This window comes from Shewanella sp. 10N.286.51.B8, from assembly GCF_041469325.1.
GTDB lineage: Bacteria > Pseudomonadota > Gammaproteobacteria > Enterobacterales > Shewanellaceae > Shewanella.
The window spans coordinates 42152-55682 of sequence record NZ_JBFRKG010000032.1 but is presented as its reverse complement, the minus strand read 5'-3'; the positions used below and the strand labels follow the sequence as shown (position 1 = coordinate 55682).

Below are 13531 nucleotides of genomic sequence, written 5' to 3'. Positions count from 1 at the left end.
CCCATGTCATAAAGACTGTTACTGTTCCAGCAAAGGCTGGAGTTTTTTATCGATTGATTCCCGTGCGCGGAAGATCCTTGATCTCACCGTCCCAACAGGACAATCCATGATATTGGCAATATCCTCGTAACTCATACCATCGAGTTCTCGTAATGATATTGCAATTTTCAATTCTTCTGGCAACGTTTCTAACGTTTCAAAAATCACCCGATTAATTTCATCTGATAACACCAAGCGTTCTGGTGAAGCAAATTCCTTTAATGCATCGCTGCCTTCGTAGTATTCAGCTTCTTCGGCGTCAACACTGTTAGCCGGTGTTTTTCTGCTCTGAGAAACCAAATGATTTTTTGCAGTGTTTACTGCAATGCGGTAAAGCCAAGTATAAAAAGCACTTTCACCCCGAAAGTTGGGTAATGCACGGTAAGCTTTAATAAAGGCTTCTTGTGCAACATCTGCTATGTCCGCTTGGTTTCGTATGTATCTCGAAATTAAGCTCATTACCTTATTTTGGTATTTTTGGACTAGCAAATTGAAGGCGTTTTTATCACCACGCTGAACACGTTCAACTAACTGTTGATCACTTATTTGTCCACTCATCCGAGCCGACTACTCCTAAATCTATAATACTGATTTCTCAGTCGCTCGAATCATATTCACATTAAAGTAGACTCGCATGCTTTGAAAAAGTTCGATATTGAATGAAAAAAAATTAATTTAATTAAAAAATTAGCGATTACCCCATCTAATAGTAATGTCTAAGTACCCAAAAAAGCGTAATTGATTTACCATTGAGGAACATATTAAGTACTCCATGATACCTTATGAAACAAGCAGTTGAACACCAGTCTGATATTTTGGTTATAGGTAGCGGTGCAGCAGGATTAACACTTGCCCTGCATCTAGCTGAAAAGTCTAAAGTTATTTTACTTTCTAAAGGCCCTTTGGCGGAAGGTTCGACTTATTATGCCCAAGGTGGAATCGCATCTGTATTCGATGAATCGGACACTATTGAATCACATGTTAATGACACGCTCATTGCTGGCGCAGGACTTTGTGACAAAGAAGTGGTAACTTACACGGCTGAAAATGCCAAAAAGTCGATGCAATGGTTAATTCAATGCGGTGTTGCATTTGATAAAGAAGAAACTGACGGCGATCAAAGCGCTGCACCTTATCATTTGACTCGTGAAGGTGGTCACAGCCATCGACGTATTTTGCACTCAGCCGATGCAACAGGAAAAGCCGTACAAACAACCTTGCAAGAACGCGCAATCGCGCACCCGAACATTAAGGTCCTTGAACGATATAATGCCATTGACCTAATCACCACTCGCAAATTAAACCGCCCCGGTAATCGTGTAGTGGGTGCTTATATTTGGAACCGCGATGCTGAGCACGTTGAAACGGTAACAGCCAAATTTGTTGCTATCGCGACAGGTGGCTGTTCAAAGGTATATCAATATACTTCTAATCCGGATATTGCTAGTGGTGACGGAATCGCCATGGCTTGGCGAGCGGGTTGCCGTATTGCCAACATGGAGTTTAATCAATTTCATCCAACTTGCTTGTATCATGCTGATGCTAGAAATTATCTGCTCACTGAAGCATTACGTGGTGAGGGCGCATATTTAAAACGACCTGATGGTAGCCGTTTTATGCCTGAATTTGATGAACGCGCGGAACTTGCTCCCCGTGATATTGTGGCAAGGGCAATCGATTATGAAATGAAGCGCTTGGGTGCTGATTGTCTGTATTTAGATATCAGCCATAAACCCGCTGAATTTGTCATCAAACATTTTCCCACAATTTACAGTCGCTGTTTAGAATTTGGTATTGATATCACCACCGATCCCATCCCTGTGGTGCCTGCAGCCCATTACACCTGCGGCGGCGTCATGACAGATTTGCATGGTCAAACTGATATCAATGGCCTATATGCCATTGGTGAAGTAGCCTACACCGGCTTACATGGTGCCAACCGACTGGCCAGTAACTCCTTATTAGAGTGCTTGGTTTTTGCTAGAGCTGCTGCTCAAGATATTGAAAGCTTGCTTGAAAAAGTGCCGACACCCGGGCCTGTTCCACTCTGGGATGAAAGTCAGGTTAGTAACTCAGATGAAGAAGTGGTCATTGCCCATAACTGGCATGAACTGCGTTTATTCATGTGGGATTATGTAGGAATTGTTAGAACCGATAAACGCTTGGAGCGCGCGCTACGACGCTGCGCATTGTTACAACAAGAAATTCAAGAATATTATAGTAACTTCAGAGTCAGTAACAATTTACTGGAATTGAGAAACTTGGTTCAAGTAGCTGAGTTAATCATTCGCTGCGCCATGGAAAGAAAAGAAAGTCGTGGCCTACACTATAATGCCGATTACCCAGAGCAAGTCGATAATCCAAAGCCAACTATTTTACAACCTGAACGATAGCGTTAAGATTATTAACGCTTTTGATATGCGATTAATTGACGACACAGGTTTCGGTAACTGCTGTCGTCAAGCATGTCGCTCCAGACAATTAATAACTGCCTTTTTCCCCGAGTTGCAACTCCCCGCTCATCTAAAACGTCAAGTTCAATAAACATCACTGTAGCAAATACAGTGACTATTGAACTGCGCCATAATTGAAATTCTTGCCCTTGGGATAACTTACCTTTACTTGCATCAAGTAAAGAAAATTGGCAACGCCAATGCCTTAACGCCAACAGATGAGCGACAAAAAAAGCCAGATACGAGATAAGAATAAAATAGAATGCCAGTTGATAAGCCCAGTGGCGATAATCTGGCCAAAGAATAAAGCTGCTTAAACACACACAGAGCAATACAATATGTGATAAAAATTGATTAAATGAAGCGCTTAAGCTGAAATGCATCAGTTAAGCACCTTCATCTTTTGCAGTAAGCTCATATCGCTATAAACTAGCTTATGGTTGAGGGCTACCACGAACCGTAACTATCATGTCAGCCATAGCAGCATCAGGGCAAACTTCATGCCCCATAAACCAAGCAAATAACTCAGGGTCTTCACAGGCTAATAAATCAATGAAGGTTTGCTTATCTTTATCAGCTAAAGCTTGGTAATGTTGCTCTACAAAAGGTTGAAAAAGAACATCTAACTCAAGCATCCCTCTTCGACAAGCCCAGCGCACTCTTGCTATATTCATTAATTCCAATGTACTTCTCCTAACATCTCTTCGGATACTTTATAGATGTTGCAAACTTCGATGCTCAACATCTTGAACTTGTGGATCAACACCAGCAAACAAATCATTAAAGTCTGTTTCTAACAAGCGTTGAACCGCAGGGTGTTGAATCATCCTCTCAGCAAACATGACATGATACTCTTCTTTAATATCAGTGGTTTCACCCAGTAATACCATGCCTTGGGAGAGTATATCATGACGATAAATAGAGGGAGCAACAAATATACCGCGCTTAAACAAACCAAATGCTTTCATCATAGCTGCATCATCAAACTCACCTAAAATACTCACATTAAGATTTTTTTCAGCAAACCAGCGATGTAACTGTTGCCCAAGGGAAGTACGCTTGCCTGGGATCAGTAATTTCTCTTGCTCAAGACATGCTGGAAAGTCAGCAGAGGGCTTTGATGAAGAGAAAAAGCTAATACCGCACTCGCCTAACTTTTTGGATAAGATTTCAGGGTATTTAAGTGATACGCCAGCACAATCAGATAAAATCATATCTAATTTATGTTCACGTAACCTTGCTATCAGGCTTTCATGGGTTGATTCATAACAGCTCAAATGCATTGAACCGTCACTTGGGATCACTGTCAGTAAAACGCGACTGGCTAAGGCTTTAGACAGGGCATCAGCAATACCCACTTCAAATAACACTGAGTCATCTTTTTGATAAGAGAGTAAATCGATCATTTCGTAGCTTAGACTAAACATCTTATCAGCATAACGAAATACGATTTCACCAAGTTCGGTGGATTCAAGGTTGCGGCCGACACGTTTAAATAGACTGCCATTGAGGCGTTCTTCTAAAGCGCGAATTTGACCTGTGATAGTTTGCGGGGCTAAACATAAAGCGACGGCAGCCTTGGCTACCGTCCCTTTCTTTCTAACCATCCAAAAATAATATAGATGGTTATAATTTAAATGTTGCATTCATATAAGCCAGCTAATGAAAGATGACTTATTTTAGTCTCTGACAGTTCAACAAGCTATCAATTAATATCGACAACTCATTTAGGTCATTGATGTTTTTATTGGCCGTTTGTTCTTGAATGGCCAAAACAATATCTGCCTTGTCAGGGACTCTTTCTGCACAAAAACTGCGGTTAGCCTCTTGATAGCGTTTACCTGCGCGGTATTTAAGCGCTCGAGACTCATAGCCACTATCAGCGTCTAATCGGCTAGCAGAAGCGTCGTCGTGGTACATCAATGCACCATCAACCACACCATCTAAGTAACTTTTACACTCGCTTGATTCAACATCCTTTTGACAAACATTGAATGACGTTGCTTGGGCAGGAACAACGGCCCCAATAGCAAAGGCTAACATTAGCAGTTTAAGTTTCATTTAATCACTCCAGCTTATTTTGCTTCAGTTTTAGGAAGCACCTTGTTTAACCAGAAATAACCCACTAATGCAGCTAGCATTGAACCGGTTAAAATTCCTAATCTTGCAAAATCACCATATTGATCAGGTGCACCATCAAAGGCAAGCGACGAAATAAATACTGACATAGTGAAACCAATACCAGTCATCACTGCCACAGGGATAATTTGACTCCAGCCAATTCCTGGTGGTAATTCAGCTAATTTTAGTTTTACCGCAACATAACTAAACAGTAATACACCTACAGGCTTACCTAATAGTAGGCCTAAGATAATACCGATAGTTACTGGCTCAACTAACGAGGTTACGCTCATACCTGCAAGTGATAAGCCTGCATTGGCAAAGGCGAATACGGGTAGAATGAAGAAGGTGCTCCAAGGGTGTAGGCTATGCTCTAAATGCTCAGATGGTGATGAGCCGTCTTTAGCCCGCAATGGAATACAGAACGCAATAATCACACCTGCTAATGTGGCATGTACGCCAGATTTAAGCACTGCAACCCATAAGATCAGACCAAGTAAACCGTAAGGGATCAGTGAGCTGACACCTTTGCGGTTCAGAGCAACCATTAATACAATTGAAATAGCTGCAACAATCAAGCTTACCATCGATAAATCAGCACTGTAAAATAGTGCGATAATGACGATTACGCCCAAGTCATCGATAATGGCTAATGCAAGTAAAAAGACTTTCAATGCCACCGGAACACGGCTACCAAGTAGCGCCATGATACCGAGTGCAAAGGCAATATCAGTCGCAGCTGGAATTGCCCAGCCCACTTGAGTCACAGGATCTGAGTAGTTGAACGCTAAATAAAATAACGCTGGGAACAACATACCACCAATAGCAGCAAAGGTAGGTAATGATGCTTTTGAAACGCTTGAAAGCGCACCTTCTAGCAGTTCACGTTTAACTTCTAAACCAATTAGTAGGAAGAATAACGCCATAAGACCATCATTAATCCACAACAGTAATGGCTTATCTATATCCAGTGAACCGATACGTACTTGGACTTCTGTATCAAGAAAACCACTGTATAAACCCGCTAATGGCGAATTTGCCATTAACATCGCCAGCACTACAGAGATCATCAAAATGATACCCCCTGCAGATTCTTGACTTAAGAAATTCTTAATTGCACGTTCCATAATTTTCTCCACAAAAAACAATTAATTCGAGTCTAGCGGAATTATTCAAACAATCATAATCGTTAGTTTGGGTCTTATATGTCGGGATTTCCGAGGTATCAAACAAAATAACACGAACAAGATCACATTTAAGTGTATTAACGTGAGCCCAAATTGCCAACATATCGCTTTTTTAAGCTAATCAATTACCAACAAGCTTCTTGAAAAAAATATCAACTGCTGAATAAAAATACAATCAGCTAAATTAATTAATCTTTTATTTACAATACTCTGCAAAATTATTATCACAAGCATTATTAACTAACATTGTCTTTTTAGTCTTAAAAAGCAACTTAGCAATGAGGCTGTTTTGCATACACTGTCCCCATAAAATCATTAAAGGTTAGCTGTTATTTTCATTATCGGGTTTAAAAATCGTCGATACTTTGCGCAGTAGAAGACAATCGCTTTGGTTTAGATGTAAACCAAAGCCATTGGGTGAAATGATGGCTGAAATGTGATTTATACGGAGAAGGGATACTTAATTGCTTCGTGATGTTGGTAACCAATCACTTCAAAGTCATCCATGGTGACCCAAGTTTCCAAGTCACGTAAACTTTTTATATCAGGATTAATATTCAACTGTGGCGATGGGAATGGATCACGGACAAGTTGCTCAGTTTTCATCAATTCAAGTTGATCTTCATAAATGTGCGCATTGATGATCTTGTGATAAGCCAGACCTGGCTTATTTCCAGTGATCTGCGCCATTAGTGCTAAAAAGGTGTACACCTGAATTTGATTAAAGTTAAGCCCCAAAGGCACATCACATGAACGCTGATAGCTTGTTAGGTAAAGGGTATCACCGAGAAGCGAAAAAGTATGAGTATGCATACAAGGTCTTAAGCAGCCCATGTCAAACTCACCAGGATTATAGAAAGTGATAATCTCACCACGATCGTCAACCCCTTTAGATAAGTTATCGACAATTTTAGCAAGCTGATCAACGCTTCCACCACAAGGTTTTTGCCAGCGTCTTCCTTGCACTCCGTATACTCGGCCCATATCATCCTCACCTTTGCGGTGTGGATTGTTTAACCAACTTTGGTTATCATTGGCGTTCATATCCCAGGTTTTAGTGCCGATGGCGCGAAAATCAGCGGCATTATCGTAACCACGAATGTAGCCAATAAGCTCAGCAATTGCAGCCTTCCAGAAGCTTTTACGAGTCGTAATAATGGGAAATTGATTATTGGCAACATCGTATTGTAAATCTGCATTGATCACCGTTAAACAGCGCTTACCTGTACGTTTATTTTCAATCCAGTGGCCGTTTTCAACGATGTGGTTGCAGAGATCTAAATACTGACGCATTTTATTGTCCTATTATTAAAACGTTTATTATTTGCAGAATATTAATTATCAAAACTCGTGGCTAGTGTAATTTTTTTAAGCAGAAAGCGCGAGCTTTAAACCTATTACCATCAGCAAAACTGCGAATATCTTTTTCAGTATCGGCGTTGGCCAAATACTGGCGGCCTTTACCCCTAAAGGTGCAATAAGCATAGAGGTAATGATGATCCCCACTAATGCGGGAATATAAATATAACCGACTGTCCAAGTGGGTAAGTCAGTGGCATTTAATCCGGCAATAACATAGCCCGCAGTACCCGCTATCGCGATTAAAAAACCTGTTACCGACGCAAAGCCAACCGCTTGACGCATTTGTAAACCGCAATAGCACAAGAAAGGCACCAGCAGTACCCCGCCGCCAATGCCCATTAAGCCGGCAACAACAGCTATTAGCATTGAAACGATAAACATCAGCTTAAAACTTGGCACTTTCGCTACGGCTTTGGGTTTTAATGGAAATGCCATTTGTATTGCCATCACTGTGACAAATATCGAGAAAGCCTGCTGTAATACATTGGCAGCTATTTGTTCTGAGATAAAAGCCGATGCTAACGCACCAACCACAATACCCGGCAACATGGGCTTAAAAAGCTCCCAAGGGATATTACCGTGTCTATGATGGGCAATAGCAGAGCTAAACGAGGTCATAATAATTGAGGCTAACGAGGTGGCAATGGCTACATGGGTGAGCTGGCTGGACTCAATGCCTATCCAGGGCAGTAAATAAATCAGTGCCGGTACAATAATAAGCCCGCCACCTATGCCTAACAAACCAGCAAAAAATCCAACCACTGCGCCTAATAACAAGCAAAGTGAAAAAACTAACAATATATTGTCCAACGTACAGCCCTAACAATGAAAAATGTGTAAATTGACTTAGCCAAGTTGCTTTTATCAACTTGTTTAATTAACTAACTTTGCTTCAGTATTTTTATTTCAACTTGCAGATTTTAAATTGCTGATTTGAAATTACTGCAATAAGCGTCACGTTGGCCTGTCATTAGTCTAAAATCGACAGCAAATTAAGCTGTTGCAAATATTGATTCAATAATTGCCTGACTTGCTCACCATTAGACAAGCTTAATACCTGGTCTAGTAATCGCTCAAGTTCAGCTTTGTTAATCCGTCTAAGTAGATAGTTTATCCGCGCAATACTGCCTTGGTTCATACTGAGTTTTTCGTAGCCCATAGCCACTAACAATAAGGCGCCCATGGGCTCGCCAGCAAGTTCACCGCAAATACTGGCATCAAGCTGAAAACGGTTACAGTCAGTAATAGTCCATTTTAGCGCCCTTAATACGCCAGGGTGAAAACTATCAAATAATGAACTGACACTGGGGTTATTTCTATCCACCGCAAGCAAATACTGGGTTAAGTCATTACTACCTACAGAAACAAAATCAACTCTTTTAGCCACATCTTCTAATTGGAAAAGCAAAGATGGGACTTCAAGCATTACCCCTATTTTAGGTTTGGGTATTTCTCTTGCGAGCTCTTCAGTCAGCTCTGAATATGCCTGTTCTAGGTAAAGTAATGTTCGATCGATTTCGTCTAAATTACTGACCATAGGCAACAATATCTGCAATTGTGAAGAGTCAGCATTGGCTGTCAACATCGCGCGTAATTGCATTAAAAACAGTTCTGGATGATCTAAAGATAAGCGGATGCCACGCCAGCCTAAAAAAGGATTATCTTCTGTGATAGGAAAATAAGGCAATGGTTTATCACCGCCCACATCAAGGGTGCGCATCACCACAGGTCTGTCTCGCGCTGCCGATAGCACTTGTTTATAAACTTGAACTTGCTCAAGTTCACTGGGAAAGCGTTGATGCAGCATAAAGGGAATTTCAGTGCGGTACAGTCCAATACCATCAGCGCCTTCTGCCATATCGGTGCTTAAACCACTTAATAAACCGGCATTCAAATAAAGCTGTATTCTTTGACCGTCTAAGGTTTCAGCGGGTAAGGATATTTCAGCAGAAAATTGTCGTTGCTGGGCTTTACTCTCAGAAATTAAGCAAAGATATTCATGAATAATGGCATCAGATGGCGAAATTAATAATTGGCCGCTATTGGCATTTAGCACTAACTTTTTATTGTCAACATCTGCAGATAAAACCTGATCAACACCAACAATTGCTGGCACACCCAAGGCTCTTGCCAATATTGCTGCGTGGGCATTTACCCCGCCAAGTTCTGTGACTATTCCTGCAAGTTTTCCTCGAGGAAACTCTGCTAATAATGTGGCATCAACCTCTTTCGCCACCAGTATGACCGGTTTATCAGGTGCGAGTTCTATTTTGTCTGGTTCGATTAATTGGCGTAAAACTTTTTGGCCTAATTCACGAATATCACTGGCCCGCTCTTTTAAATACGGGTCTTCCATCGCGATAAACTGCTCAATATAGCGTTTAGACACCCGGCTAACGGCAGATTCGGCTTGCCAACCTAAATTCACTTCCCGTAGATACTCGCCACCAAGACTGGCTTCACCTAACAGTAATTGTAAAGCAGAAAAAATAGAGGCCACATCATCTACATTTTCACGATCAAAACGTTGGGATAAAGTGCTGATAATATCACTACAGCGTTGCATAGCAGCTTTTAGACGCTGAATTTCTGTTGCTAAGTCTGTGGCTTGTTCTTCGGGCTGATCGAGAGAGATAGCACCACCAAGCACAAAGCCATCAGCAATGGCGATACCTTTTGACGCTGAAGTACCTTTGAAGACGACTTGTTGTTGAACATTACTGATCGCAGCTTTGTTTTTCAAATTACGTACCACAACCGCTAGTTGGGCCGCCAAAGTCATCAAAAAGGCTTCTTCATTTTCACTAAACTGTCTCGGCTGCGGTTGCTGCACCACAATGACGCCGACAACCTGTTTTTGAAAGATTATAGGTACTGCCAGAAATGCGCGGTACTCTTCTTCTTCAACTTCAGGAAATAGTTTAAATCTGGGGTGTGATTTTGCATCGGCAAGGTTAACAGCTTCTTCTTTTTCTGCCGCTAAGCCCACTAAGCCTTCAGATAAAGGCATTTTGACACGATTGATGGAATTAGGTGCAAGGCCCTCTGTAGCAGAAAGCACCAATTGTTGCTGTTCAAGAATATAAATAGAACAGCAGTGCGTTTGCATTGCCAACTTGGTTTGGGAAACCAATAATGACAATGCCGTCTCTAAGCTATTAGCACTGGCGACAGACTGTGTAATATCCCTAAGCGTATTTAGCACTGCTTCACATCCTTTTTTGATCAGCTAATTTCTATAACGGCCTCTTTTTCGGCTAGGCTCGCGGCCTTGAAATGCCAATGTAATAGAGGAAAACTCCTTCATAACTTTACGGTAAACATCACGCTTAAAAGAAACGACTTGTCTGACTGGATACCAATAATTCACCCAACGCCAATCATCAAACTCTGGATGACCACAGGAATTCAAATTAATCGTGTCGTCACTGCCTTTCAGTTGTAATAGATACCACTTTTGTTTTTGACCAATACAAACTGGTTTACTTTCTTGCCTAATTAACCTCTTAGGCAAACGATATCTCAGCCATGAACGTGTTGACGTTAAAATTTGCACATTTTCAGGTTTAAGACCGACTTCTTCATACAATTCTCGGTACATGGCTTGTTCTGGGGTTTCACCATCATCTACACCGCCTTGAGGAAATTGCCATGAATGTTGTCCAAACCGTCTGGCCCACATTACTTGACCATATTTGTTACAGATAATAATGCCCACATTTGCGCGAAAGCCGTCGCTATCAATCACATGGACTCCAATTTCACTACAAATTAATGACTAGATTGTTTCATAAAGCTCGCCTACGGGCAAACGACTATTTCAATAGAACACTTGGATAAAATAAGCCCTTAGCAACTTTTATCAACAGATGATGACCTTAGTTATCATTATTATCCACAAAATCTGTGGATATCTCTGTTTGAAACTCTAAAATAACTCTAAACAGGCCAAATTACAGTGACAGCCACTGTCGTTAACAAAACCAAATCAACAGCAAAAAAACGAACCAATACAACAGCTTGACCTTTTACATCGTTGTTAACTTATAATTAAATCACACAAGAGGTCACTTTTTAAACAGCAAAGGTAATTATTAATTGTGGCCATACAGGCGAAATAAGTTATACACAAAAAACAACATATTTATTTTATAAATATCAAAATAAAGCTATTTTTCACCATTGACTGTCAAAAAAATATCCGCTAAGCATAAACAAATTAAAGTTATTCATTCATTCTGTGGATAAGTGTGTGTGAAATAGTGGAGCAAAAGGAGTGTAACTTTATAAAATGGTCAAACAAACTCACCAACATTCATAAAAGTCGTTAATAAACAGAGCGATATATTACTGCAAAACCTTGGATAACTTTAACCCGCCAAGACGCTCAAAAAACAACCAGTAGTTGTCATTTTAAAATAATCGATAAAACAGTACACTTTAATACACGCGAACTTTTAAAAGTAAGACATTGCTCCATGATGAATACCCCACCAAACTCAATCGATGAATTGATGCAAAGAGCCAATGACATGGCTGGTGTCAGTTTAGGTGACATAGCAAAAGAGCATGGCGTAAACGTGCCAGAAAACTTAAGAAGAGACAAAGGCTGGGTAGGACAACTGATTGAAATGGAGCTAGGGGCAACGGCAGGCTCAAAACCACAGCAAGACTTTCTTCATTTGGGGATTGAGTTAAAAACCATTCCAATTGATAAACAGGGTAAACCAATAGAAACAACCTATGTCACCGTTGCCCCACTGACCAATATTCAAGGGCTCACTTGGGAAGACAGTGTGGTTTATCATAAATTACAACACGTGCTGTGGATCCCCATTCAGGGTGAAAGAAGTATCCCTGTCGCTGAGCGAAAAATAGGCTCACCAGTATTATGGCAACCCAATCAACAACAATATGTCCAGTTAAAGCAAGACTGGGAAGAGATAATGGAATTAATCGCCATAGGAAAAGTAGAGCAAATCACCGCCCGTCATGGTGAAGTATTACAACTAAGACCAAAGGCAGCCAATAGCCAAGCATTAACTGAGTCAATTGCCGAAGACGGTCTGATTAAGCTCTCTAATCCCCGAGGTTTCTATTTAAAGATCAACTTTACCCACCAAATACTAACAAATGCATTTAGTTAGCGTTACAAACTGTAAATATAAAGGCTTTTTATTAAAACTATTGTAAATACCACTATGACAAGTATGGGAATTTTCTATAAACTAGCCTGTCTTAAAATATCAACGGACTCGATATAATCCTGTGAAAGTACGTCGTCAGACAAGAAAGCTATTATTTGCGATTTTAGCATGGTGTATTGCCATGAGCGCATTTGTCTTTTTCCGATATTCACAAACTCCTGATTTACCTCAATGGGCCATCGGAAAAATAGACTTAGCAACGCTAGCTATTTTTATGGGCTTCGTATTCGGCTGCCTGCATTGGATGTCTAACCTTATTGCCGATTTTAGCGCCATCAGCCGCCTGCCCTATATTTTTTCAGTCATATTTAAAGGCCTATTTTTACTACTCGGTGCCATGACGCTGGCTTATGTCACCCAATTTTTAAACATGTGGGCCATAGAAAACCATTTAGTATCACTAAGGCAAATGCTTACTGCGCATATTTTATACAGCCCAGCATTTCAGGCCTTAGTGATTTATCTCGCCGTGGTACGCGTCGGCTTAGCCTTTATTGAACAAATGGCGCTACTTGTAGGCCCAAGAGTGTTACTTAACATAGGTTTAGGTAAATACCACCAGCCACGTTATGAACACCGACTATTTTTATTTGTGGATATGGTGTCATCTACCGCTCATGCAGAAACATTAGGTGATTACCGTTTCAGTCGTCTAATCCAAGATAGTTTTAGCATGTTGGCAGATACAGTAACCAATAATGAAGCTGAAATTTACCGTTATATGGGTGATGCCGTATTAATTCATTGGCCGTTAGATGAAGGTGTTAAAGAAGATCGCTGTATGAATATCTATTATGAATTCAGCCAACAGTTAAACTGGCATCGCGCTTACTTTGAAGAACATTATGGTTTTGTACCCAAATTTAAAGCTGCTGCCCATTGTGGTCAGGTTGTCGCTGCCGTAGTTGGCGTTCATAAGCAAGAAATTAGCTACTTTAGCGATGTACTCAATACCCTCGCAAGGCTTCAAGATCAGTGTAACCCTTTAGGTCAGAGAATGTTGATCTCCGGTGAAGTCGCCCACCGTTTAGAACGTCAAACCAGCCAATACGATTTAACTGATTTAGGTGCAATGATGCTAAAAGGTAAAAAACACGAAATTGAAGTATTTGGTGTAGCTCCGAAAATAACCCCTTAATGAAACAACACCAAACAAGATAAA

The 13531-nt window shown here is 40.7% G+C and carries 13 protein-coding genes; 3 read left to right on the top strand and 10 right to left on the bottom strand.

Annotation, left to right across the window (positions count from 1 at the left end; translation table 11 throughout):
* Window positions 1–18 precede the first annotated feature (18 nt).
* Window positions 19–597 (bottom strand): RNA polymerase sigma factor RpoE, encoded by a 579-nt coding sequence (gene rpoE / locus AB4160_RS12445; RefSeq protein ID WP_102439239.1) that lies wholly within the window; start codon window positions 595–597, stop codon window positions 19–21.
* Window positions 598–821: 224 nt separating this feature from the next.
* On the opposite strand from rpoE, the gene nadB reads away from it, so the two are divergent.
* A complete protein-coding gene (gene nadB, locus AB4160_RS12440) occupies window positions 822–2432 on the top strand; it encodes an L-aspartate oxidase (RefSeq protein ID WP_102475609.1) in 1611 nt (536 codons plus the stop codon).
* An 11-nt stretch (window positions 2433–2443) separates the two neighbouring features.
* Here the strand turns inward: nadB and AB4160_RS12435 are convergent, their stop codons facing one another.
* The 9 genes from AB4160_RS12435 to rppH all read right to left on the bottom strand — a co-directional run bounded on the left by AB4160_RS12435 (window position 2444) and on the right by rppH (window position 10910).
* Window positions 2444–2875 carry a protein YgfX gene (locus AB4160_RS12435; RefSeq protein ID WP_102439241.1) on the bottom strand — a complete coding sequence of 144 codons (432 nt, stop codon included), beginning with the start codon at window positions 2873–2875 and terminating at the stop codon, window positions 2444–2446.
* A 51-nt stretch (window positions 2876–2926) separates the two neighbouring features.
* Window positions 2927–3175: a succinate dehydrogenase assembly factor 2 gene (locus AB4160_RS12430; RefSeq protein ID WP_372004808.1), complete on the bottom strand. Its 249-nt coding sequence runs from the start codon at window positions 3173–3175 to the stop codon at window positions 2927–2929.
* Window positions 3176–3205: 30 nt separating this feature from the next.
* On the bottom strand, window positions 3206–4138 hold the full coding sequence (gene nhaR, locus AB4160_RS12425; RefSeq protein WP_076542538.1) for a transcriptional activator NhaR: 933 nt from the start codon (window positions 4136–4138) through the stop codon (window positions 3206–3208).
* Window positions 4139–4166: 28 nt separating this feature from the next.
* Window positions 4167–4553, bottom strand: a complete 387-nt coding sequence (locus tag AB4160_RS12420; RefSeq protein WP_102439243.1) for a hypothetical protein — start codon at window positions 4551–4553, stop codon at window positions 4167–4169.
* 14 nt (window positions 4554–4567) lie between these two features.
* The gene (gene nhaA / locus AB4160_RS12415) at window positions 4568–5740 is read right to left on the bottom strand and encodes a Na+/H+ antiporter NhaA (protein ID WP_102439244.1); all 1173 of its coding nucleotides are present in this window, start codon (window positions 5738–5740) and stop codon (window positions 4568–4570) included.
* 501 nt (window positions 5741–6241) lie between these two features.
* On the bottom strand, window positions 6242–7093 hold the full coding sequence (locus AB4160_RS12410; RefSeq protein ID WP_102439245.1) for a thymidylate synthase: 852 nt from the start codon (window positions 7091–7093) through the stop codon (window positions 6242–6244).
* 75 nt (window positions 7094–7168) lie between these two features.
* The gene (locus AB4160_RS12405) at window positions 7169–7972 is read right to left on the bottom strand and encodes a sulfite exporter TauE/SafE family protein (RefSeq protein ID WP_102439246.1); all 804 of its coding nucleotides are present in this window, start codon (window positions 7970–7972) and stop codon (window positions 7169–7171) included.
* 160 nt (window positions 7973–8132) lie between these two features.
* Window positions 8133–10367 carry a phosphoenolpyruvate--protein phosphotransferase gene (gene ptsP, locus AB4160_RS12400; protein WP_372004805.1) on the bottom strand — a complete coding sequence of 745 codons (2235 nt, stop codon included), beginning with the start codon at window positions 10365–10367 and terminating at the stop codon, window positions 8133–8135.
* Between the two features lie 24 nt (window positions 10368–10391).
* Window positions 10392–10910, bottom strand: coding sequence for an RNA pyrophosphohydrolase (gene rppH / locus AB4160_RS12395; protein WP_076542529.1), 519 nt, complete (start codon window positions 10908–10910; stop codon window positions 10392–10394).
* A gap of 733 nt (window positions 10911–11643) precedes the next feature.
* On the opposite strand from rppH, the gene mutH reads away from it, so the two are divergent.
* A complete protein-coding gene (gene mutH / locus AB4160_RS12390; protein WP_102475651.1) occupies window positions 11644–12309 on the top strand; it encodes a DNA mismatch repair endonuclease MutH in 666 nt (221 codons plus the stop codon).
* A gap of 181 nt (window positions 12310–12490) precedes the next feature.
* Window positions 12491–13507, top strand: a complete 1017-nt coding sequence (locus tag AB4160_RS12385) for an adenylate/guanylate cyclase domain-containing protein (protein WP_198589262.1) — start codon at window positions 12491–12493, stop codon at window positions 13505–13507.
* Window positions 13508–13531: the final 24 nt, after the last annotated feature.